20 protein-coding genes are annotated in these 22,708 nt (G+C 68.3%); 11 read left to right on the plus strand and 9 right to left on the minus strand.

Going from position 1 to position 22,708, the window contains the following annotated elements; genetic code table 11:
- The 3 genes from sufD to J3476_RS11275 form a co-directional block, all read right to left on the minus strand.
- On the minus strand, positions 1-1,200 hold the full coding sequence (gene sufD / locus J3476_RS11265; protein ID WP_207066569.1) for a Fe-S cluster assembly protein SufD: 1,200 nt from the start codon (positions 1,198-1,200) through the stop codon (positions 1-3).
- Between the two features lie 2 nt (positions 1,201-1,202).
- Positions 1,203-2,642, minus strand: a complete 1,440-nt coding sequence (sufB, locus tag J3476_RS11270; protein WP_152517053.1) for a Fe-S cluster assembly protein SufB — start codon at positions 2,640-2,642, stop codon at positions 1,203-1,205.
- Between the two features lie 74 nt (positions 2,643-2,716).
- Positions 2,717-3,499, minus strand: a complete 783-nt coding sequence (locus J3476_RS11275) for a helix-turn-helix transcriptional regulator (RefSeq protein ID WP_373889049.1) — start codon at positions 3,497-3,499, stop codon at positions 2,717-2,719.
- 56 nt (positions 3,500-3,555) lie between these two features.
- On the opposite strand from J3476_RS11275, the gene mptB reads away from it, so the two are divergent.
- From mptB to J3476_RS11295, 4 genes are all read left to right on the plus strand, one after another.
- Positions 3,556-5,280 carry a polyprenol phosphomannose-dependent alpha 1,6 mannosyltransferase MptB gene (gene mptB / locus J3476_RS11280; RefSeq protein WP_207066571.1) on the plus strand — a complete coding sequence of 575 codons (1,725 nt, stop codon included), beginning with the start codon at positions 3,556-3,558 and terminating at the stop codon, positions 5,278-5,280.
- Positions 5,277-6,215: an ABC transporter ATP-binding protein gene (locus J3476_RS11285; protein WP_207066572.1), complete on the plus strand. Its 939-nt coding sequence runs from the start codon at positions 5,277-5,279 to the stop codon at positions 6,213-6,215. Before mptB ends, J3476_RS11285 begins: the two co-directional genes overlap by 4 nt.
- Positions 6,209-7,003 (plus strand): ABC transporter permease, encoded by a 795-nt coding sequence (locus J3476_RS11290; protein ID WP_286182910.1) that lies wholly within the window; start codon positions 6,209-6,211, stop codon positions 7,001-7,003. The genes J3476_RS11285 and J3476_RS11290 overlap by 7 nt, the downstream gene beginning before the upstream one ends.
- 67 nt (positions 7,004-7,070) lie before the next feature.
- Positions 7,071-8,006, plus strand: coding sequence for a heme A synthase (locus J3476_RS11295; RefSeq protein WP_207066611.1), 936 nt, complete (start codon positions 7,071-7,073; stop codon positions 8,004-8,006).
- Here J3476_RS11295 and J3476_RS11300 read toward each other — a convergent pair.
- Positions 7,956-8,912 carry a RimK family alpha-L-glutamate ligase gene (locus tag J3476_RS11300; protein ID WP_207066573.1) on the minus strand — a complete coding sequence of 319 codons (957 nt, stop codon included), beginning with the start codon at positions 8,910-8,912 and terminating at the stop codon, positions 7,956-7,958. The two genes, J3476_RS11295 and J3476_RS11300, sit on opposite strands and share 51 nt — an antisense overlap.
- Positions 8,913-8,967: 55 nt before the next feature.
- Here J3476_RS11300 and J3476_RS11305 point away from each other — a divergent pair, with 55 nt between their 5' ends.
- The gene (locus tag J3476_RS11305) at positions 8,968-9,954 is read left to right on the plus strand and encodes a quinone oxidoreductase (protein ID WP_207066574.1); all 987 of its coding nucleotides are present in this window, start codon (positions 8,968-8,970) and stop codon (positions 9,952-9,954) included.
- Between the two features lies 1 nt (position 9,955).
- Here J3476_RS11305 and J3476_RS11310 read toward each other — a convergent pair whose 3' ends face one another.
- Positions 9,956-10,897 carry a heme o synthase gene (locus J3476_RS11310; protein WP_152517047.1) on the minus strand — a complete coding sequence of 314 codons (942 nt, stop codon included), beginning with the start codon at positions 10,895-10,897 and terminating at the stop codon, positions 9,956-9,958.
- A 206-nt stretch (positions 10,898-11,103) separates the two neighbouring features.
- On the opposite strand from J3476_RS11310, the gene tkt reads away from it, so the two are divergent.
- The 5 genes from tkt to pgl are packed head-to-tail and all read left to right on the plus strand — an operon-like array spanning position 11,104 to position 17,560.
- Entirely contained in the window at positions 11,104-13,191 is a 2,088-nt protein-coding gene (gene tkt, locus J3476_RS11315; RefSeq protein WP_207066575.1) for a transketolase, read from the plus strand.
- A gap of 39 nt (positions 13,192-13,230) precedes the next feature.
- Positions 13,231-14,349 carry a transaldolase gene (gene tal / locus J3476_RS11320; RefSeq protein WP_207066576.1) on the plus strand — a complete coding sequence of 373 codons (1,119 nt, stop codon included), beginning with the start codon at positions 13,231-13,233 and terminating at the stop codon, positions 14,347-14,349.
- Positions 14,333-15,889, plus strand: coding sequence for a glucose-6-phosphate dehydrogenase (gene zwf / locus J3476_RS11325; protein WP_207066577.1), 1,557 nt, complete (start codon positions 14,333-14,335; stop codon positions 15,887-15,889). Before tal ends, zwf begins: the two co-directional genes overlap by 17 nt.
- 31 nt (positions 15,890-15,920) lie before the next feature.
- Entirely contained in the window at positions 15,921-16,832 is a 912-nt protein-coding gene (gene opcA / locus J3476_RS11330) for a glucose-6-phosphate dehydrogenase assembly protein OpcA (RefSeq protein ID WP_207066612.1), read from the plus strand.
- Positions 16,829-17,560: a 6-phosphogluconolactonase gene (gene pgl / locus J3476_RS11335; protein ID WP_207066578.1), complete on the plus strand. Its 732-nt coding sequence runs from the start codon at positions 16,829-16,831 to the stop codon at positions 17,558-17,560. Before opcA ends, pgl begins: the two co-directional genes overlap by 4 nt.
- Positions 17,561-17,739: 179 nt before the next feature.
- Here the strand turns inward: pgl and J3476_RS11340 are convergent, their stop codons facing one another.
- Positions 17,740-18,042 (minus strand): hypothetical protein, encoded by a 303-nt coding sequence (locus tag J3476_RS11340; protein WP_207066579.1) that lies wholly within the window; start codon positions 18,040-18,042, stop codon positions 17,740-17,742.
- A 231-nt stretch (positions 18,043-18,273) separates the two neighbouring features.
- On the opposite strand from J3476_RS11340, the gene J3476_RS11345 reads away from it, so the two are divergent.
- On the plus strand, positions 18,274-18,648 hold the full coding sequence (locus tag J3476_RS11345) for an ATPase (protein ID WP_207066580.1): 375 nt from the start codon (positions 18,274-18,276) through the stop codon (positions 18,646-18,648).
- 6 nt (positions 18,649-18,654) lie between these two features.
- Here J3476_RS11345 and ppc read toward each other — a convergent pair whose 3' ends face one another.
- The 3 genes from ppc to tpiA all read right to left on the minus strand — a co-directional run bounded on the left by ppc (position 18,655) and on the right by tpiA (position 22,708).
- A complete protein-coding gene (gene ppc / locus J3476_RS11350; protein ID WP_207066581.1) occupies positions 18,655-21,459 on the minus strand; it encodes a phosphoenolpyruvate carboxylase in 2,805 nt (934 codons plus the stop codon).
- A gap of 157 nt (positions 21,460-21,616) precedes the next feature.
- Positions 21,617-21,850 (minus strand): preprotein translocase subunit SecG, encoded by a 234-nt coding sequence (secG, locus tag J3476_RS11355; protein WP_048417856.1) that lies wholly within the window; start codon positions 21,848-21,850, stop codon positions 21,617-21,619.
- Positions 21,851-21,922: 72 nt separating this feature from the next.
- Positions 21,923-22,708, minus strand: coding sequence for a triose-phosphate isomerase (gene tpiA / locus J3476_RS11360; RefSeq protein ID WP_207066582.1), 786 nt, complete (start codon positions 22,706-22,708; stop codon positions 21,923-21,925).

The following is a 22,708-nucleotide window of genomic DNA, read 5'->3' on the forward strand; positions in this document are numbered from 1 at the left end:
TTACGAGGTTCTCGATTCCGTGATGGCTAGTTCTCGTTCAATGGCTTCGGTCAGACGCTCACGCACCGCGGGCACGGCGATCTTGGCAATGATCTCGTTGAAGAAGCCGCGCACGACCAGCCGCCGTGCCGCTTCCTCGGGAATCCCGCGCGAGCGCAGATAGAACAGCTGCTCGTCGTCGAAACGACCGGTGGCGCTGGCGTGTCCGGCGCCGGCGATCTCGCCGGTCTCGATCTCCAGATTCGGCACCGAGTCCGCCCTGGCTCCGTCGGTCAGCACCAGGTTGCGGTTGACCTCGAAAGTATCGGTGCCGGTCGCCGCGGCGCGGATCAGGACGTCGCCGACCCAGACGGTGTGCGCATCGGGCTTGGCCGAGTCGGGATCACCCTGCAGCGCCCCCTTGTAGAGCACGTCGGATTTGCAGTTCGGGTGGGCGTGGTCGACCAGGAGCCGGGACTCGAAATGCTGTCCGTCGTCGGCGAAATAGGTGCCCAACATCTGGGCGTCCCCGCCGGGGGCGGTGTAGCGCACCGTCGCCGTGGTCCGCACCACGTCTCCGCCGAGGGTGACGTTCACATGCCCGATCACGGCATCCTTGCCGAGTGTGGCGTGATGCGAACTGACGTGGACCATGTCGTCGGCCCAGTCGGCGATCCAGATCACTCCGGCGCCGGCCGAGTCCCCGACGAGAATCTCGACGTTGTCGGCGTAGGTCCCGCTCCCGCGCAGGTCGACCACGACGATGGCACGCGAGAGTTCCTCGACGCGGATCTGCAGGTGGCCGTAGGCCACGGCGCCCTCACCGGGACCGGTGATCGCGATCTCGATCGGTTCGCTCACCTCGGTGTCGCGGGCGACCGTCACCACGGTGGCGGTGTCGAACGATGAATACGCCTGCGCGGCAACGCGGTCGGTGGGAGCACCGGCCTGGCCGAGCCGCTCGTCGTCGCGTCCGACGGTTTCGACGGTGACGCCGGGACGCTCGGTGACGGTGATGCCGGCCGAACCGGTGGCGCGGCCATCCGATCCCGCCGACCCGTCATGCAGTCCACGCAGCCGTTTGAGCGGGGTGAACCGCCAGATCTCGTCTCGACCGCCGGGCACCTCGAAGGCGTCGACGTCGAAGGACGAGAAGATCTCTCCCTTGTTGACAGCGGAGAGCGCCGAGCCCTCCACAGCCTGAGTCAGATTCGACGTCACTGTTATCCGACCGCACCTTCCATCTGCAGCTCGATGAGCCGGTTGAGCTCCAACGCGTACTCCATCGGCAGTTCCTTCGCGATCGGCTCGACGAACCCGCGCACGACCATCGCCATCGCCTCGTCCTCGGTCAGACCGCGGCTCATCAGATAGAACATCTGGTCCTCGCTGACCTTCGACACGGTGGCCTCGTGGCCCATCGTGACGTCGTCCTCGCGGATGTCGACGTAGGGATAGGTGTCGCTGCGGCTGACCGTATCGACGAGCAGCGCATCGCATTTCACGCTCGAGCGGGATCCGTACGAGCCCTTGTTGACCTGGACCAGGCCGCGATAGGACGCCCGTCCGCCGCCGCGCGCCACCGACTTGGACACGATGTTCGACGACGTGTGCGGCGCCAGGTGCAGCATCTTGGCGCCGGTGTCCTGGTGCTGCCCCTCGCCGGCGAAGGCCACCGAGAGCACCTCACCCTTGGCGTGCTCGCCGGTCATCCACACCGCCGGATACTTCATCGTGACCTTGGAGCCGATGTTGCCGTCGACCCACTCCATGGTGGCGCCGGCCTCGGCCCGGGCACGCTTGGTGACCAGGTTGTAGACGTTGTTCGACCAGTTCTGGATCGTCGTGTAGCGGCACCGGCCCCCGGGCTTGACGATGATCTCGACCACCGCCGAGTGCAGCGAGTCACTCTTGTAGATCGGGGCGGTGCAGCCTTCGACGTAGTGCACGTAGGCGCCTTCGTCGACGATGATCAGCGTGCGCTCGAACTGGCCCATGTTCTCGGTGTTGATCCGGAAGTAGGCCTGCAGCGGGATGTCGACGTGCACGCCCGGCGGCACGTAGATGAACGAGCCGCCCGACCACACCGCGGTGTTCAGCGCGGAGAACTTGTTGTCTCCGGCCGGGATCACGGTGCCGAAGTGCTCCTTGAAGACCTCCGGGTGCTCACGCAGGGCACTGTCGGTGTCGAGGAAGAGAACACCCTGCGCCTCGAGATCCTCGCGGATCTGGTGGTAGACGACCTCGGACTCGTACTGGGCCGCCACGCCGGACACCAGGCGCTGCTTCTCGGCTTCCGGGATGCCCAGCTTGTCGTAGGTGTTGCGGATGTCCTCGGGCAGGTCCTCCCAGCTGGCGGCCTGCTTCTCCGTGGAACGCACGAAGTACTTGATGTTGTCGAAGTCGATACCCTCGAGGTTCGACCCCCAGGACGGCATGGGCTTCTTGTCGAAGGTGCGCAACGCCTTGAGCCGGATGTCGAGCATCCACTCCGGTTCGTTCTTCTTGGCAGAGATGTCGCGGACCACGGCCTCGGACAGCCCCCGCTGCGCACTGGCGCCTGCGACATCGGAGTCGGCCCAGCCATAGCCGTACCGGCCCAGGGACGCGATGGTCTCTTCCTGGGTCAGCGCCTCTGGCTTGACCTCCGGTGTGAGTGTCATTGCGACACACTCCTTTTGCTCTGGTGGTTACTCCGGCGCGGGCTGTGCGCCGAAGGTCGTGCGGGTTCGGACGGTCACCGTTGCGGCAGCGCGCCCGAGCTCAACGGGACGTGGGTGGTGCAGGCGCAGTCGCCGTTGACGATGGTCGCCAGCCTCTGGACGTGGGTACCCAGAACCTCGGACATCGCCTGCTGCTCGGCCTCGCACAATTCCGGGAACTCCTCGGCCACGTGGGACACCGGGCAGTGGTGCTGACAGATCTGCACGCCGCGCAGCGGACCGCCCACCTGGGTGGTCGTGGTGGCGTAACCGGCCTGACTGAGCGCATCGGCGACCCGATCGGCGGCCTCCTGGACGTCCCCGTCGGCCGGCTCGACACCGGCGAGGATCGCATCGATGCGCCGGCGCGCGAACGTGCGCACGGCGTCGTCCCCGCCGATCTCCCGCAGTTGCCGCATGGCCGCGGATGCCAGGTCGTCGTAGGTGTGTTCGAGCTTGGTCCGACCAGCTGCGGTGAGCTGGTAGCGCTTGGCGGGCCGACCACGCCCCTCCTGCTGCCAGGCCGCCGCGGCGTTGGCCTGGGCATCGCCGGCCTCGATGAGCGCATCGAGGTGCCGCCGGACGCCCGCGGCGGACAGGCCGAGTTCGTCGCCGATGCGACCCGCGGTGGTGGGACCGGACTCCAGCAGGAGCCTGATGATCGCGCCACGGGTGTGACCGTGGGTGTCACCGTCGACAGCATGCGACGACACCGGGTTCGGTGCGGTCGAGCGCTGCGTACGGATTTTCACAACACCAGTGTGACGCAATTCCCCGACAGGGTCTAGGAAGGGCACCCTTATCGGTGGGTGTCGCAATGCTCACATCGACTTACCCCGACCGCCCGGGAATATCCGGCGGTTACGCTGCCATCGTGGCAGGCCGCCTCTCTTCGTTGAGCACCTCGATCGCCGGTTGGCACGGCGACGAGCGCGCGGTCGGCACACCACTGAACGACGCTGAGCTCATCGCGATGCGCCGCACCCGGCTGTTCGGCGCCACCGGCACCGTGCTCATGGCCATCGGTGCGCTGGGCGCCGGCGCCCGGCCGGTCATCCAGGATCCGACGTTCGGGGTGCGGCTGCTCAACCTGCCGTCACGGATCCAGACGGTGTCACTGACGATGACCACCACCGGCGCGGTGATGATGGCACTGGCCTGGCTGATGCTGGGCCGGTTCGCGCTCGGTGAGCGGCGTATGACGCGCAGCCAACTCGACCGCACGCTGCTGTTGTGGACGTTGCCGCTGCTCATCGCTCCGCCGATGTACAGCAAGGACGTGTACTCCTACCTGGCCCAGAGCGAGATCTCGCTGCAGGGCAGCGACCCGTACCGGGTCGGACCGGCGACCGGCCTCGGGTTGGACCACGTCTTCACGCTGTCGGTGCCCAGCCTGTGGCGGGAGACCCCGGCGCCCTACGGCCCGTTGTTCCTGTGGATCGGGCGGGGCATATCGAGCATCACCGGCGAGAACATCGTCGAAGCCGTGTTGTTCCATCGTCTGGTCGTACTCGTCGGCGTCGGACTCATCGTCTGGGCCACCCCACGGTTGGCCCGCCGCTGCGGCGTCGCGGAGGTCAGCGCGCTGTGGCTGGGCCCCTGCAATCCGCTGCTGTTCATGCATCTGGTGGCCGGCATTCACAACGAGGCGCTGATGCTGGGCCTCATGCTGGCCGGCACCGAGTTCGCGCTGCGCGGCATCGAGGCCATGCGAGCCGCCAACGACGGGTCGTCGTCGCGACCGCCGCACCTGCCCCTCGGGCCGGCCCGCTGGTCCCCGCTGGCGATCGTGGTGCTCGGCGCCGTCCTGATCACGTTGTCGTCGCAGGTCAAGTTGCCCTCGCTGTTGGCACTGGGATTCGTGGCGATGGCTCTGGCGCATCAGTGGGGCGGCACGGTACGGGCGTTTGTGGCCGCCAGCGGCCTACTGGGCACGGTGGCGCTGGCGGTGATGGCGTTGATCGGCTGGGCCAGTGGGCTGGGCTTCGGCTGGCTGTTCACGCTGGGCACGGCCAACGTCGTGCGCAGCTGGATGTCGCCGCCGACGCTGCTGGCCCTGGGCACCGGGCAAGTCGGCATCCTGCTCGGACTCGGTGACCACACCACCGCGGTGCTGGCGCTGACCCGCGCGATCGGCGTGACGCTGATCGCGCTCATCGTGACCTGGCTGCTGCTGTCGGTGCTGCGCGGGCGCCTGCACCCCGTCGGTGGGCTGGGTGTCGCGCTCGGCGCCACGGTGCTGCTGTTCCCCGTGGTCCAGCCCTGGTATCTGCTCTGGGCGATCATTCCGCTCGCGGCCTGGGCCACGCTGCCCAAGTTCCGGGTCGCGGCGATCGTCGTCACGCTGGTGGTCGGCATCTTCGGGCCGACCGCCAACGGCGACCGCTTCGCGCTGTTCCAGATCGTGCTGGCGACGCTGGCCAGCACGGTGATCGTGGCGGTGCTGATGGCGCTGACCTACCGGCGCCTGCCGTGGCGTGCGCTGCCCGATCCGGATCCAGACCCAGCCGGCGGCAACGACACTGCGGCATCCGGCGACCCCACCTCACCACCGGCGCGGCCCGCACCCAGGAGCGACGCCTACGCTGAATCCCCGTGACCCCGCGCGAACGCTCATCGACGCCGGTGCGGCTGCGTGGAGTCAGCAAGCGCTACGGCTCGCTGACCGCGGTGTCCGAGCTGGACCTAGAGGTCGGGTCGGCCGAGGTGTTCGCCCTGCTGGGCCCCAACGGCGCCGGAAAGACGACCACGGTGGAGATGTGTGAGGGCTTCCTCGCACCCGATGCCGGCTCCATCGAGATCCTCGGGCTCGACCCCGTCGCCGACAACGCACAGGTGCGGGCCCGCACCGGGGTGATGCTGCAGGGCGGAGGGGCCTATCCCGCCGCCAAGGCCGGCGAGATGCTCAACCTGGTGGCCGCCTACTCCGCCCACCCGTTGGACCCCCAGTGGCTGTTGAACACGCTGGGCCTCAGCGAGTCGGCGCGCACGCCGTACCGACGGCTGTCCGGCGGCCAGCAGCAGCGGCTCGCATTGGCCTGTGCCGTGGTGGGACGTCCTGAGCTGGTGTTCCTGGACGAACCCACTGCCGGCATGGACGCCCACGCGCGCATCGTCGTCTGGGAGTTGATCGACGCGCTGCGCCGCGACGGGGTCACCGTGGTGCTCACGACGCACCAGCTGGCCGAGGCCGAGGAACTGGCCGACCGAATCCTGATCATCGACCACGGGACCGCGGTGGCGACCGGCACCCCGACTGAGCTCACCCGCAACGGCGCCGAGAACCAACTGCGGTTCCGGGCCCCGCGCAAGCTCGATCTGAGCCTGCTCGTCACCGCGCTTCCCGAGAGCTACCGGGCCGTCGAAGCAGCGCCGGGCGAATACCTCGTGGAGGGCCGGATCGACCCCCAGGTGCTGGCCACCGTCACCGCGTGGTGCGCCAGACTGGACGTGCTGGCCACCGACATGCGCGTGGAACAGCGCAGCCTCGAAGACGTGTTCCTGGACCTGACCGGCCGGGAGCTGCGATCGTGACCGAGAATCGATTCGCCCCGGGCACCTTCGATCCCGATCCCCGCCCGGCCCCCGTCCCGCGCATGCTGGCCGCGCAGTTCGCTCTGGAGCTTCGCCTGCTGCTGCGCAACGGCGAGCAATTGCTGCTGACCATGTTCATCCCGATCACCCTGCTTGTCGGGCTCACGTTGCTGCCGCTGGGATCGTTCGGACCCAACCGCGCCGCCACGTTCGTGCCGGCGATCGTCGCACTGGCGGTCGTCTCGACCGCGTTCACCGGCCAGGCCATCGCCGTGGCGTTCGATCGGCGCTATGGCGCGCTCAAACGACTTGGTGCCACCGCGCTGCCGGTGTGGGGCATCATCGCGGGCAAATCGCTGGCCGTGGTCACGGTGGTGATCCTGCAGTCGGTGGTACTCGGCGCCATCGGCGCGGCCCTGGGCTGGCGGCCGCCGCTGGCGGGTCTGGTGCTGGGTGCGGTGATCATCGCGGCGGGCACGGCGGTGTTCGCCGCGCTGGGATTGCTGCTGGGCGGCACCCTGCGCGCCGAGATCGTGCTGGCACTGGCGAACCTGCTGTGGTTCGTCTTCGCCGGGTTGGGCGCCCTGACCGTCGAGGGCCAGAGTGGCGAGGACGCGATGGTGCCGTCGGCGGTGGCCTGGGTCGCCAGGCTGACCCCGTCGGGTGCACTCACCGAGGCGCTGTCGCAGGCGATGACACTCTCGGTGGACTGGTTCGGGCTGGCCGTGCTGGCGGTGTGGGGGGCGGTCGGTGCGGTGTGCGCGCTGCGCTGGTTCCGGTTCACCTGACCGCCCCTACTACGGGGTGTAGTTAGCGAGCCTCTACCATCACAAGGTGCCCGTGAAACGACTCTTCATGCGGCTCGTCGACCTGCTTCCGGAACCGAGCCTGCGCGTGCAGCGCGTCATCGCTGCGGCGGTGATCCTCACCCAGGGCGGGATCGCGGTGACCGGTGCGATCGTGCGGGTGACCGCCTCTGGGCTGGGGTGCCCGACCTGGCCACAGTGTTTCCCGGGCAGCTTCACCCCCGTTCCCCATCCCGAGGTACCCGGCATCCACCAGGCGGTCGAGTTCGGCAACCGGCTGCTGACGTTCCTCGTCGTGCTCACCGCTGCCGCCGCGGTGCTCGCCGTGGTGCGGGCGCGGCGCCGCCGGGAGGTCCTGTTCTACGCCTGGCTGATGCCCGCGTCGACGGTGGTGCAGGCCGTGATCGGGGGCATCACCGTCCTCACCGGACTGCTGTGGTGGACCGTGGCGATTCACCTGCTCGCATCGATGACGATGGTCTGGCTGGCGGTGCTGCTTTACGTCAAGATCGGACAACCCGACACCGGCAGCTACGTCGCCTGCGTCCCCGCTCCGCTGCGCCGGCTGGCGGCACTGAGCGCCGTGGCCCTCGCCGCGGTGCTGGTCACGGGCACCATGGTCACCGGAGCCGGACCACACGCCGGCGACAAGAGCCTGGACCGCCCGGTACCCCGCCTGCAGATCGAGATCACCACGCTGGTGCACATGCATTCGTCGCTGCTGGTGGCCTACCTGTCGCTGGTGATCGGCCTGGGGTTCGGGCTTCTGGCTGTGCGTGCTCCGCGCGAAGTACGCACCCGGCTGGCGGTGCTCGTGGTCCTGGTCGCCGCGCAGGGCCTGCTGGGCACCATCCAGTTCTTCACCGGCGTGCCCGCGGCACTGGTAGCGCTGCATGTCGCCGGCGCGGCGGCCTGCACCGCGGCCACCGCGGCGCTATGGGCGTCGATGCGAGAGCGGACCGAGGCCGAACCGCTCCAGCGCTGACTCCACACCCAGCGCGAAGACCCGCTGCTGACGCAGTCGGCTCGGCGCGTTCAGCTGGCGCCAGCCCAGCGACGGCTCCACCAATTCGAGCTCGAGCAGCACGGGTGCGTCGGGACCGCCGATGACGTCCACCCGTGCGTACAACAGTTCCGAGACCGCGATACCCAGGTGCGCCGCGGCCGCCGACAGCGCCGCGTGGCCGAGGTCCCACAGCTCGAAATCAGGATCCGCGGGCGACAGCCGCTCCTGCGCGTAGGTACCCGACTCGTCGAACACCGGCGCACCCCCCGGCGGCGGGAGGATCGGGCCTTTGGTGAACGCGTGCGACGCCGCGCCGCCGAGAAACACCAGCGCCGTCTCCCCTGCCTCGACACGCGGGTCGAACGGCTGCACCAGCACGGTGTGGCCACCGGCCTGCAGTATCGCCGCGTGCGCGCCCGCCGCCTCCGCCTCGGAGAACCGCAGCGCACCGGACGACCCCGCGCCGACCGCCGGCTTGACGACGATCTCGCCACCCCGGGACAGCACACCCTCAGGCAGCTCGAAGCGTTGCCCGGGCGCGATGAAACAACTCGGCACCGTCGGCACGCCGGCGTCGGCCAGGTCGCCCAGGTAGCGCTTGTCGGTGTTCCAGGCCACCACGTCGGGCGAGTTCAGCAGACGCGGCACCCGGCGCGTCCAGTCCAGGAACTCGTCCAGCCGTTCGGTGTAGTCCCAGGCCGCGCGCAGGATCACCAGGTCCGCCTCGAGCGCCGCCGGGTCGTCCCAGGACATCCAGCGCGCGTGCAGTCCGCGGCGACGCAGCGCGCCGACCAGTCCGGCGTCATCGCCGTCGCCGTCCGGCAATGCCGGACACCCCGCGAACACGATCCGCGGGTGGAACAGGTCGGGCCGGGCCGTCTTCATGGCGAAGCAATGCTACCGAGGGGGCGCCCGGCACCGCGGCGGGCATGATGGGCCTATGTACGCCATCGAAGTCGCCGAGACCGGCGGACCGGAAGTCCTGTCCCACGTGGAGAAGCCGCGACCCGAACCCGGCCCCGGCCAGGTGCTGATCCGCGCGGAGGCGATCGGCGTCAACTTCATCGACACCTATTTCCGCTCCGGGCTGTATCCGCGCGAGCTGCCGTTCGTCGTCGGCAGCGAGGTGTGCGGCGTCATCGAGGCCGTCGGCGACGACGTCGCCGCCCTGACGGTCGGCGACCGGGTCGTCACCGACAAGGCGTCCGGCGCATACGCCGAGTACTGTCTGGCGCCGGCCGACTTCGTCGCCTACGTGCCGGACGGCGTGGCCCCCGACGCCGTGGCCTCGGCCCTGCTCAAGGGCATGACGGCGCACTACCTGCTCAAGTCCACCTATGCGGTCCAGCAGGGCGACACCGTGCTGATGCACGCGGGCGCCGGCGGGGTGGGGCTGATCCTGACGCAATGGGCGACCGCGCTGGCTGCTCGCGTCATCACCACGGTGTCGACACCGGACAAGGCCGAACTGTCACGCCGGGCCGGCGCGATCGAGGTCCTCGACTATCCCGGCAGCGACGCCGGCGACGCGCAGGCGTTCGGCGACCGCATCCGCGAGCTCACCGACGGCAACGGCGTCGCCGCGGTGTACGACGGTGTGGGGGCGTCGACGTTCGACGCGAGCCTGGCGAGCTTGGCGGTACGAGGCACGCTGGCGCTGTTCGGCGCGGCCAGCGGGCCTGTCCCCCCGGTCGACCCGCAGCGCCTCAACGCGGCCGGGTCGGTCTACCTGACTCGACCCAACCTCGCGCACTACACCCGCACCCCCGACGAGTTCTCGTGGCGGGCCGGCGAACTGCTCACCGCCATCGCCGACGGCACGCTGTCGGTGACCGTCAGCCACCGCTACCGGTTGCACGAGGCGCAGCAGGCCCACCGGGACCTGCAGGGCCGACAGACCGTGGGGTCGGTGGTGCTGGTCCCCTGAGTCAGACGCTGAACAGCGCGGGCAGGGCCAAGGCCGAGTCGACGGCCAGCGCGAGGAACACGACCGCGAGGTAGTTGTTGGACTGCAGGAACAGCCGCAGCGGCTTGACCGGCTCGCCGCGTCGCACCCCGGCGTAGAGCTGGTGCGCCATCACCAGGAACCAGGTGCCGGCCACGATCGCCACCGCGGCGTACAACCAGCCGGTGGCCAGCGCCAGCGCCAGCGTCGCCGCAACGGTCAGCCAGGTGTAGATCAGGATCTGTTTGGTGACCTGCTGCTCGGTGGCCACCGCGGGCAGCATCGGCACACCGGCGGCCTTGTAGTCCTCCTTGTAGCGCATGGCCAGCGCCCAGGTGTGCGGAGGAGTCCAGAAGAAGATGATCAGGAACATCACCAGCGCGGGCCACTGGATCGTGCCGGTCACCGCGGACCACCCGATCATCACCGGCATGCAGCCCGCGGCCCCGCCCCACACCACGTTCTGCGAGGTGCGCCGCTTGAGCAGCAACGTGTAGACCAGCACGTAGAACGCGATGGTGGCGCCTGCGAGGTGGGCCGAGAGCATGTTGGTCGTCCACCACAGCCAGAAGAACGAGGCCACCGACAGGGTCAAGCCGAAGATCAACGCATGGCTGCGCGGCACCGTGGCGCGTGCCAGGGCGCGGCGTTCGGTGCGCTTCATCACTTTGTCGATGTCGGCGTCGGCCACACAGTTCAGCGTGTTGGCGCCGGCAGCCGCCAGCAGGCCACCGACCAGCGTGTTGAAGATCAGCACCGGGTCGACCGTGCCGCGGTGCGCCAGCAGCATGGCCGGGATCGTCGTGACCAACAGCAGTTCGATGACGCGCGGCTTGGTCAACCCGATGTAGCCGAGGATGCGGTCGCGGAAGCGGACGGACCCGTTCGGGCTGTCGTCGACGAGATGGCCTTCGCGAATCCTCACGCAACCCACTCCTCGACGACGAACAACGAACTTCTACTACAGAGGATGGTAGACCGCCGGGGCGGGTACCCGGAACCGCAGGGTCCCCACCGACTCCCCGGCCAGGGATGACCCCTGCGTCGCCGCAGCGTTCCGCACTAGGGTGGTTGGTGCGGATCACCCACTCACAACCGGATGCCCACCGCCCAAGTCAAGGAGTGCTCCTCGTGACCACGCTCGAAGAGATCAACGCCCTCACCCGGCCGAACCACCCGGACGACTGGACGGAGGTGGACACCCGGGCCGTCGACACCGTGCGGGTGCTGGCCGCCGACGCGGTCCAGAAGGTCGGCAGCGGACACCCCGGCACTGCGATGAGCCTGGCGCCACTGGCCTACACGCTGTTCCAGCGGCAGATGAACCACGACCCCAGCGACACCAGCTGGCTGGGTCGGGACCGGTTCGTGCTGTCCTGCGGTCACTCCAGCCTCACCCTCTACATCCAGCTCTATCTCGGTGGCTTCGGCCTGGAGCTGTCCGACATCCAGGCGCTGCGGACGTTCAAGTCCAAGACCCCCGGCCATCCCGAGTTCCGCCACACCCGAGGTGTGGAGATCACCACCGGCCCGCTCGGGCAGGGGCTGGCCTCGTCCGTGGGCATGGCGATGGCCTCACGTTACGAGCGCGGCCTGTTCGACCCTGACACGCCGTGGGGTGAGAGCCCGTTCGATCACTACATCTACGTGATCGCCTCCGACGGCGACATCGAGGAGGGGGTCACCAGCGAGGCGTCCTCACTTGCGGGCACCCAACAGCTCGGCAATCTGATCGTGTTCTACGACAAGAACCAGATCTCCATCGAGCACGACACCAACATCGCACTGTCCGAGGACGTCGCGGCACGCTACCGGGCCTACGGGTGGCACGTGCAGGAGATCGAGGGGGGCGAGAACGTCGTCGCGATCGAGCAGGCGATCGCCGAGGCCAAGAAGGTCACCGACAAGCCGTCGTTCATCGCGCTGCGCACGATCATCGGCTATCCCGCACCCAACAAGATGAACACCGGCGGCGTGCACGGCTCCGCGCTCGGCGAGGACGAGGTCGCCGCCACGAAGAAGATCCTCGGGTTCGACCCCGACCAGACCTTCGAGGTCAGCGAAGAGGTCATCGGGCACACCCGCAAACTCGTCGACCGCGGCCGCGAGGCACACCAGAAGTGGCAGTCGACATTCGACGCGTGGGCCGAGCGCGAACCCGAGCGCAAGAAGCTGCTGGACCGGCTGCTGGCCCAGGAGCTGCCCGACGGCTGGGACGCCGACATCACCTACTGGGAGCCGGGCTCCAAGGCGATGGCCACCCGCAAGGCCTTCGGCGAGGTGCTCAACGACGTCGCCCCCAAACTGCCCGAGCTCTGGGGCGGTTCCGCCGACCTGGCCGGCAGCAACAACACCACCATCGATGGGGTCAAATCCTTTGGACCACCCTCGATTTCCACCGACGACTTCACAGCCGACTGGTACGGCCGGGTGCTGCACTTCGGGGTGCGTGAGCACGCGATGGGTGCGATCCTGTCCGGGATCGTGCTGCACGGACCGACCCGCGCGTTCGGCGGCACGTTCCTGCAGTTCTCCGACTACATGCGGCCGTCGGTCCGACTGGCCTCGCTGATGGACATCGACACCATCTACGTCTGGACCCACGACTCCATCGGCCTCGGCGAGGACGGCCCCACCCATCAGCCGATCGAGCACCTGGCGGCGCTGCGGGCCATTCCCAACCTGTCGGTGGTCCGGCCGGGCGATCCGAACGAGACCGCCTACGCCTGGCGCAGCATCATCGCCCGGGGCAACGGCAGCGGCCCGGTCGGTTTCATCCTGACCCGTCAGGGAATCCCGGTCCTGGAGGGCACCGACTCCGAAGGCGTCTCCCGTGGAGGTTACGTACTGGGCGGCGACTCAGCCCAGGCCGACGTCATCCTCATCGCGACCGGCTCCGAACTGCAGATCGCGGTCGAGGCCAAGAAGATGCTGGCGGACAAGAACATCACCGCCGCCGTGGTGTCGATGCCCTGCATCGAATGGTTCGAATCGCAGCCGCAGGAATACCGCGACAGCGTGCTGCCGCCCACCGTGTCGGCGCGGGTGGCGGTCGAGGCCGGCATCGCCCAGAGCTGGTACAAGCTCGTCGGCGACTGCGGCGAGATCGTGTCCATCGAGCATTACGGCGAGTCCGCCGACGACAAGACGCTGTTCCGTGAATTCGGCTTCACCCCAGAGGCTGTGGTGGCCGCCGCGGAACGCACGATGGCCAACTAGACGGCCAACCAGACACAACGAGAGACCGAGGATCCGACCATGACCCAGAACCAGAATCTGGCCGCACTGTCCGCTGCGGGCGTATCCGTGTGGCTCGACGACCTGTCCCGAGACCGGCTGCAGACCGGCAACCTGCAAGAGCTGATCGACACCAAGTCGGTGGTCGGCGTGACCACCAACCCGTCGATCTTCCAGTCCGCGTTGTCCTCCGGCGACGCCTACGACGAGCAGATCAACGAGTTGGCCGCGCGCGGCGCCGACGTCGAGGCCACCATCCGCACCGTCACCACCGACGACGTCCGCAACGCCTGTGACGTGCTGGCCAAGCAGTACGAGCAGTCCGACGGGGTGGACGGCAGGGTGTCCATCGAGGTGGATCCGCGGATGGCGCACGACACCGACAAGACGATCCTGCAGGCCATCGATCTGTGGAAGACCGTCGACCGCCCCAACCTGCTCATCAAGATCCCGGCCACGATGGCCGGCATTCCGGCGATCACCGCGGTGCTCGCGGAGGGCATCTCGGTGAACGTGACACTGATCTTCTCGGTCGAACGACACCGCATGGTGATGGACGCCTACCTGGCCGGCCTCGAGAAGGCCAAGGAGGCCGGCCACGATCTGTCCCGCATCCACTCGGTCGCCTCGTTCTTCGTCTCCCGCGTGGACACCGAGATCGACAAGCGCCTCGAGAGCATCGGCTCCGAGGAAGCAATGGCGCTGCGCGGCAAGGCTGCCGTGGCCAACGCCCGGCTGGCCTACGCCGCCTACGAAGAGGTGTTCCTCGGCGGCGACCGCTTCTCGGCGCTGCAGTCCTCCGGCGCCCGGGTGCAGCGTCCGCTGTGGGCGTCGACCGGTGTCAAGAACCCGGACTACTCCGACACGCTCTACGTGACCGAGCTCGTAGCACCCAACACGGTGAACACCATGCCGGAGAAGACAATCGACGCCGTCGCCGACCACGGCGTGGTCACCGGTGACACGGTGACCGGCCGTGCCGCGGAGGCCCAGGAGGTCTTCGACAAGCTCGCCGACATCGGCATCGACCTGCCCGATGTGTTCAAGGTGCTCGAAGACGAAGGTGTCGAGAAATTCGAGAAGTCCTGGCTGGAGCTGCTCGACGCCACCAAGGGACAACTCGATGCCGCCGGGAAGTGACCTCCCGGCCGTGACGACTCCATGGCACAACCCGCTACGGGACAAGCGCGACAAGCGCATGCCCCGCATCGCCGGCCCGTGCGGCGTGGTGATCTTCGGCGTGACCGGTGACCTGGCACGCAAGAAGTTGATGCCGGCGATCTATGACCTCGCCAACCGGGGCTTGCTGCCGCCGTCGTTCGCCCTGGTGGGTTTCGCACGCCGGGACTGGGCCGACGAGGACTTCGGCCAGGTGGTCTACGAGGCCGTCCAGCAGCACGCGCGCACCCCGTTTCGTCAAGAGGTGTGGGACCGGCTGGCCGAAGGTTTCCGCTTCGTGCAGGGCACGTTCGACGACGACGCGGCCTTCGAGCGGCTCGCCGAGACGCTGAACAAGCTCGACGCCGAACGCGGCACCGGCGGGAATCACGCTTTCTACCTGTCCATCCCGCCCAAGGCGTTCCCCGTCGTGTGTGAACAGCTGCAGAAGTCGGGCTTGGCCCGTCCGCAGGAGGACCGGTGGAGCCGGGTCGTGATCGAGAAGCCGTTCGGGCACGATCTGGCCAGCGCCCGCGAGCTCAACGCGGTGGTCAACAGCGTCTTTCCCGAGGAGTCGGTGTTCCGTATCGACCACTATCTCGGCAAGGAGACGGTGCAGAACATCCTGGCGCTGCGGTTCGCCAACGAGCTCTACGAGCCGATCTGGAACGCCCACTACGTCGACCATGTCCAGATCACGATGGCCGAGGACATCGGCCTGGGCGGCCGGGCCGGCTACTACGACGGGATCGGCGCTGCGCGCGACGTCATCCAGAACCACCTCATTCAGCTGCTGGCGCTGACGGCGATGGAGGAACCTGTCAGCTTCGGTCCGCACGAGCTGCAGGCCGAGAAGATCAAGGTGCTCTCGGCGACCCGGCCGCTTCAGCCGTTGAATCTGACCTCGGCGCGCGGCCAGTATTCGGCGGGCTGGCAGGGCAACGAGAAGGTGCCGGGCCTGCTCGACGAGGGCGGCTTCTCCCCCGAGTCCACGACCGAGACGTTCGCCGCGATCACCCTCGAGGTGGACACCCGGCGCTGGGCGGGGGTGCCGTTCTTCCTGCGCACCGGAAAACGACTGCCGCGTCGTGTCACCGAGGTGGCGTTGGTGTTCAAGCGTGCCCCGCATCTGCCGTTCGACTCCACGATGACCGAGGAGCTCGGCAAGAACGCACTGGTGCTGCGGATCCAGCCGGACGAAGGCATCACGATGCGGTTCGGCTCCAAGGTGCCCGGCAGCGCGATGGAGGTCCGAGATGTGAACATGGACTTCTCCTACGGCTCGGCGTTCGCCGAGGACTCCCCGGAAGCCTATGAGCGGCTGATCCTCGATGTCCTGCTCGGCGAGCCGTCGTTGTTCCCGGTCAACGCCGAGGTCGAATTGTCCTGGAAGATCCTCGATCCGGTGTTGGACGCGTGGGCCGGGCAAGGGCGTCCGGAGCCCTACGAGTCGGGTACGTGGGGCCCGCCGTCGGCATTCGAGATGGTGCATCGGCTGGACCGGGAATGGAGGCGGCCGTGACGAGCGCTTGCGCGAGGAACCGGGGGCCCCGATGATCGTCGAACTTCCCGACACCACCACTGCCGAGATCAACAAGAAGATCACCGGGCTTCGTGAAGAGGGCGGCGCGCTGACGCTGGGCCGGGTGCTGACCCTCGTCATCGCCCCCGACAGCGAGGAGACGCTGCAGAGCGCGATCGACGCCGCCACGTTCGCCAGTCGTGAGCATCCCTGCCGGGTGATCGCAGCACTGGCCGGTGACGGCGACGCCGCTGACTCGCGGCTCGACGCCGAGCTGCGAGTCGGCCGTGACGCCGGAGCGGGTGAGGTCGTGGTGCTGCGTCTGCACGGCGAACTGTCCGCGCAGCCCTCGGCAGTCGTTCTGCCGTTCCTGCTGCCCGACACCCCGGTGGTGGCGTGGTGGCCTGACACCGCGCCGCAGGTGCCGGCCGAGGATCCGTTGGGCAGGTTGGCGATCCGGCGGATCACCAACGCGACCGACGCCCCCGATCCGCTGGCCGCGATCAAGAGTCGCCTGCCCGGCTATCACCCCGGCGACACCGACCTGGCGTGGAGTCGCATCACCTACTGGCGCGCGCTGCTGGCCTCGGCCATCGACGAGCCGCCGCATGAGCCGATCCGTTCAGCAGTGGTGTCGGGACTGAAGTCCGAGCCCGCGCTGGACATGCTGGCCGGCTGGCTGGCCAGCCGCATCGACGGCACGGTGACCCGGTCGGTCGGCACGCTCAAGGTGGAGCTGCACCGGGATCACGACACCGTCACGCTCAGCCGACCGCAGGAGGGTGTTACGGCGACGCTGAGCCGCACGTCGCGGCCCGTGGCGCTGGTTCCACTGGCAAGAAGAGATGTCCCTGAATGCCTCGCCGAGGAGATGCGTCGGCTCGATGCCGACGAGATCTATCGCGAGGCGCTGACCGGAATCGACAAGGTGTCCTATCAATGAAACCGACCATCGAAACCTACTCCGACAGCACGGCGCTGGTCGCTGCCGCAGGCGACCGGCTGGTGTCGGCCATCGCCTCGACGATCGAGGAGCACGGTTCAGCCTCGATCGTGCTGACCGGCGGCGGCACCGGGATAGGGCTGCTCGAACGGGTGCGCGAACGCGCCGGCGAGATCGACTGGGCGAAGGTGCACATCTATTGGGGTGACGAACGTTTCGTACCCTCCGACGACGACGAGCGCAACGACAAGCAGGCCCGCGAGGCGCTGCTCGACCACATCGACATCCCACCGGTCAACGTGCATTCGATGGCTGCCTCCGACGGCGAGTTCGGCGACGACCTCGACGCGGCCGCCGGTGGGTACGAGCAGCTGCTCGCCGAGACGTTCGTCGACCCCGCCACCGAATTCGACATTCATCTGCTCGGCATGGGCGGTGAGGGCCACGTCAACTCGTTGTTCCCCGACTCTGCGGCGGTGCGCGAGACCGAGCGGATGGTGGTCGGCGTCACCGACTCCCCCAAGCCACCGCCGCGCCGGATCACGTTGACCCTGCCCGCGGTTCGGCGCTCCCGGCAGGTGTGGCTGGTGGTCTCCGGCGAGGGGAAGGCCGACGCGGTGGCCGCTGCGGTCAACGGCGCCGAACCGACGGAGGTGCCGGCCGCCGGGGCGGTCGGCTCCGAGGCGACGGTCTGGCTGCTCGACGAGGCCGCCGCCGCCAAGCTCTGACTCTCCAAGGCGCTCTCCCCGTTGAGACTGCGCTGGCGGCGGACGTCACTCGAACTTCGTCGCCGTGGCCGCAGTCTCAACGGTGTGCGGAGCTCCGCTCAGCGGACTTCTGCCTGATTATCCGCTCAGCGGACTCCTGCCTGATTATCCGCTCAGCGGACTCTTGCCTGTTTATCCGCTCAGCGGATGTCGACGTAGTAGACCTGGCCGGTGACGACGTCCTGGCGGTTGTCGTCGTTGTAGCCGGTGTTGGGCACGGTGCCGCGCAGGGCCGGTCCGGGCTGGACGGCGACGACGGTCGCCTGCGACAGCGGGGTGTCGGACAGGCGGTTGACGATGACGCGGTTGCCGTCGGCTTCGAGCTGGCTGATGGTCTGCTGGGCATCGGAGCCACTGGGTGCGGCGGCGGCGGGGGCGGCCAGTCCCAGGACGGCGGCGGTCAATCCGGCAGCGGCGGCGGTGGCGACAGTGATGCTCTTCATCTCGGTTCCTCTTTCCGATCTTGAGTTCTGCCCGGTGTAACCCGCAGGTCAGGCCGTTGATTTCCACTGGCAGAAAGTGACCGGCCGCTGGCAGGAATGCACTTCACAACGGCCGGCCACATCCGTTCACACTGCGGTGGCCGCGCTTCCCTCTCGCACTTTCCCGCGGTGGCTGCAGTCTCGACGCCGGGGCACTGCCGGTTCGGCGCGCCGAGTCGTCATACTTGCGTCATGGCAGACAGAGGTGACCGACCGGTCCGGACCGGCCCGGAACGGATCCGCAAACTCGCGCAGGCGGCGCTGAACGCCGACGTCACCGTCGAGCAGGTCGACACCATCCTGGAGGGTCTCAGCGAGACGCTCGAGGACCTCAACCATTCGACCGGCAATCTGGACGCCACTCTGGAGCGGTTCAACGAGACCATCAACCAGATCAACGAGTTGGCTCCTCGCCTGCACGACGTCGTCGACCGGATGGAAGGGGTCGTCGCTCGCGTCGAGCGCATCGTCGAGATGGGCGAATCGGTCATCTCCCCGCTCGCGGCCACCGAGCAGGTCGTGCGTGGCGCCATCGACCGGGTGCGACGCACCGCGGGACTGCAGTAAGACCGCTCAGCCGCTGTTGCGCAGCGCCGTCGCCAGCCCACTCATGGTCAGCAGGATCCCTCGCTGGACCAACTCGTCCTCGTCGCCGGAGCGGTAGCGGCGCAGCAACTCCACCTGCAGGTGGTTCAGCGGCTCGAGGTACGGGAACCGGTTGAACACCGAGCGGGCCAGCGCCGGGTTGTCGGCCAGCAGATCGTCCTGCCCGGTGATCAGCGCGTGCATCCGGATCGTCCGCGCGTGCTCGTCGGCGATCTTGTCGAACACCCGCCGCCGAAGGTCTTCGTCGTCGACCAACTCCGAATATCTGGCCGCCAGGCCGAGATCAGACTTGGCCAGCACCTGGGCCATGTTGGACAGCACGGTGGTGAAGAACGGCCAGCGCTGATAGAGGTCCTGCAGCACGGCCAGCCGCGCATCCGGGTCCTCGCCGTCGGCGATCCACTGTTCGAAGGCGCTGCCGGTGCCGTACCAGCCCGGCAGCATCACCCGCGACTGGCTCCAGGCCAGCACCCACGGGATCGCGCGGAGGTCCGAGATCTGGGTGGTCGGTTTCCGTGACGTGGGCCGGCTGCCGATGTTCAGCGCGCCGATCTCACTGACCGGTGTCGAGGCTTTGAAGTAGTCGACGAAACCCGGTGTCTCATGCACCAATTCGGCGTAGGCGCGCTGTGCCCTGGCAGCGAGGTCGTCGAGCACCGCGTAGGCCTCTTCCGACGATTGCCCCAGACCCTCGGTGTCCAGCAGGGTGGCCTCCAGTGTGGCGGCCAGCAGGGTTTCCAGGTTACGGCGGGCGATCTGCGGTTCGGCGTACTTGGCGGCGATCACCTCGCCCTGCTCGGTCAGCCGCAGCGAGCCCCGCACCGCACCGGGCGGCTGCGCCAGGATGGCGTCGTAACTGGGCCCCCCGCCGCGGCCCACCGTCCCGCCGCGACCGTGGAACAACCGCAGCCGGATACCGGTCTTACGGGCCGACTCCACGAGATCGAGTTCCGCGCGGTAGAGCGCCCAGTTGGCCGCCAGGTAGCCACCGTCCTTGTTGGAGTCGGAGTAGCCCAGCATCACCTCCTGGCTGTCACCCCGCGCGGTGACCAGAGCGCGGTACAACGGAAGGTCCAGCGCCGCCTCCAGAATCGACGACCCGCGCTGCAGATCGTCGATGGTCTCGAACAGCGGCACGATCCCGACCGCGGCGTGAGGCTGATCACCCGAGGCGTCCAGCAGCCCGGCCTCCTTGAGCAGGATGGCGGGTTCGAGCATGTCCGACACCGACTGGCACATCGAGATGATGTAGTTCGGCACCGCCTGCGGCCCGAACACGTGCACGGCGCGTGCCGCGGCCCTGACGATGCCCAGCTCCTTGCGCGCCAGCTCGGACAGGTCGGCCTCCGGGCGCACCAGCGGTCGCCGGGTGCCCAGTTCGGCGGCGAGCAGCTCGACGCGCTCCGGTTCGCTCAGCGACGCGTAGTCGTCGTGCACCCCCGCCCAGGCGAACAACTCGGCGATGACCTCCTCGTGCACGTCGGAGTTCTGCCGCATGTCCAGCCCGGAGAGGTGAAACCCGAACACCCGCACCGATTCCCGCAGCCGGCACAACCGATCGTCGGCGAGCACCGCGCTGCCGTTGGCGCGCAGCGAGTCGTCGACCACATCGAGGTCGGCCAGCAACTCGGCCGGCGTCTGGTAGGGCGACATACCCAGGTCGAGCTCGTGCTCGGGTTGTTCGTCGAGGATCTGCTGGGCCGTCGCCGTGAGCCGCGCATGGATGACCCGAAGGGCCCGACGGTAGGGCTCGTCCTCGCGGGCCGGCTCATGGCAGGCGTCGGCGAGGGCGGCCAGCCCGTCGCTGATGTGCACCAGACGCACCGACATCGACAACTCCTGCTGGAGCGCAGTGAGCTCACCGAAGTAATACGCGAATGCGGTGAATGCGGCGCGGCCGGTGGCCAGCCGCACCACCTCGGCGGTCACGTTCGGGTTGCCGTCCCGGTCGCCTCCGATCCACGATCCGGGGCGCAGGATCGGCTCGGCCAGCAGATCGGTGTCGGGCCAGCGGGCCTGCAGCGCCGCGCGCACCTGCGCATTGACCTGTGGAATGACCTCGAAGAACGCTGCTGCGTAGTACCGCAGGCCGGTTTCGATCTCGTCCTGGATCTTGAGCCGGGACAGCCGGATCAGCGCGGTCTGCCACAGCGTGAGGATGTGGCGGCGCAACTCGGTCTCGATGTCGCGGCCTTCCTCGGTCCTGGCCAGGCCGTGCAGCCGCATCCGCATCAACTCGGTGATGCGGTGCTGGGTGTCGAACACGGTGCGTCGTCGCGTCTCGGTGGGATGCGCGGTGATGACGGGCGACACCAGCGCGCCGACCAGCGCGTCGGCGACGATGTCGGGATCCAGGTTCGCCGTGTCGAGTTTGAGATAGGTGGCGGCCAGGCTGCTGTCCTGGGGCGGTTCACCGGCGGCCTCGTGGACTGCCCGGCGACGCTCGCGATGGATGTCCTCGGCCACGTTGGCCAGCAGTGCGAAGTGGGTGAAGGCGCGGATGACGGGGATGGCCTGGTGAACATCGATGCCGTCGAATAGCGAGACGATGTCGGCGCGGTCGATCTCGGAGCGACGCACCCGAAACGACTCCACCCGGGCGCGTTCTACCAGGTCGAAGACGGTGTCACCGTTCTGGTCGCGAACGGTCTCTCCCAGGATCGCGCCGAGCAGGCGGATGTCCTCACGCATCGGCTCCGTCGCTTCCCGTCCCACCTGGGTGCGGAGGACAGAACCGATCGGTGCCAGTGCGATATCGGGAGACTCAGCCATCCCCCAAGTATCGAGGGCGAGCCCATCGACTGCATGACGAGCCCCCTGCGGGGACCCCGCCCCGACGCACAACGCCCGGTCACGACGGTGACCAGCCCCCGACGCACAATGCCCGGTAACGACGGTGACGTCGGACCGGGCATGCGGTGTCGCAGGGTCAGCTGTACTTGATCTGTAGCGCCATCCCGATGATGGCGACCACCCAGATGCCGGTGACGAACAGCGTCAACCGGTCCAGGTTCTTCTCGACCACCGTGGAGCCGGACAGGCTGGACTGCACACCGCCACCGAACAGGCTGGACAGACCGCCACCCTTGGCGCGATGCAGCAGGACCAGGAGCACAACCAGCACGCTGGTCACGACCAGGATGATCTGCAGGGCCAATTCCATGGCGGCCAGACTACAGGGTGGGCAGTCCGCCCTCCCAAATCGACCCTGAGAAATCGGCCATGAGAACCGGCCTCAAGGAAGCGGCCCGCCCGCGGCGATCGCCGACAGCGTGGCGAACTGCTCGCCGTCCAGCGAGGCACCGCCCACCAGCGCGCCGTCCACGTCCGCCTGGCCGACGATCTCACCGACGTTCTTGGCGTTGACCGAGCCGCCGTAGAGCACCCGCACGCCGGCAGCCAACTCCGGCGATGCCAGGTTGCCCAACTCCTGCCGGATGGCCTGGCAGACTTCCTGGGCGTCGGCCGCGCTGGCCACCCGGCCGGTGCCGATCGCCCAGACCGGCTCGTAGGCGATCACGGCCTGCCCGATCTGCTCGGCGCTCAACCCGGCCAGCGAGCCCCGCAATTGTTCGACGTTGTAGTCGACGTGGTTGCCGGCCTCACGGATCTCGAGATGCTCACCGATGCAGATGATCGGCACCAGCCCGTGCCTGAACGCGGCGAGCGCCTTCGCGGCGACCAGCGCGTCGTCCTCGTGGTGGTAGGTGCGCCGCTCGGAGTGGCCGACCACGACGAACGAACAGCCCAGTTTCGCCAGGAAAGCCCCGCTGACTTCGCCGGTGTAGGCGCCCGAGTCGTGCTGGGAGAGGTCCTGGGCACCGTAGGTCAGCCGCAACTTGTCCCCGTCGACCAGCGTCTGCACGCTGCGCAGGTCGGTGAACGGCGGGATGACGGTGACGTCGACCTTGTCGAAGTACTTGTCGGGCAACGAGAACGCGATCTTCTGCACCAGCGCGATGCCTTCGAAGTGGTTCAGGTTCATCTTCCAGTTGCCGGCGATCAGCGGCTTTCGCGACAC

Origin of the sequence: Mycobacterium sp. PO1, assembly GCF_017312405.1 — a bacterium.
Classification (GTDB): Bacteria; Actinomycetota; Actinomycetes; order Mycobacteriales; family Mycobacteriaceae; genus Mycobacterium.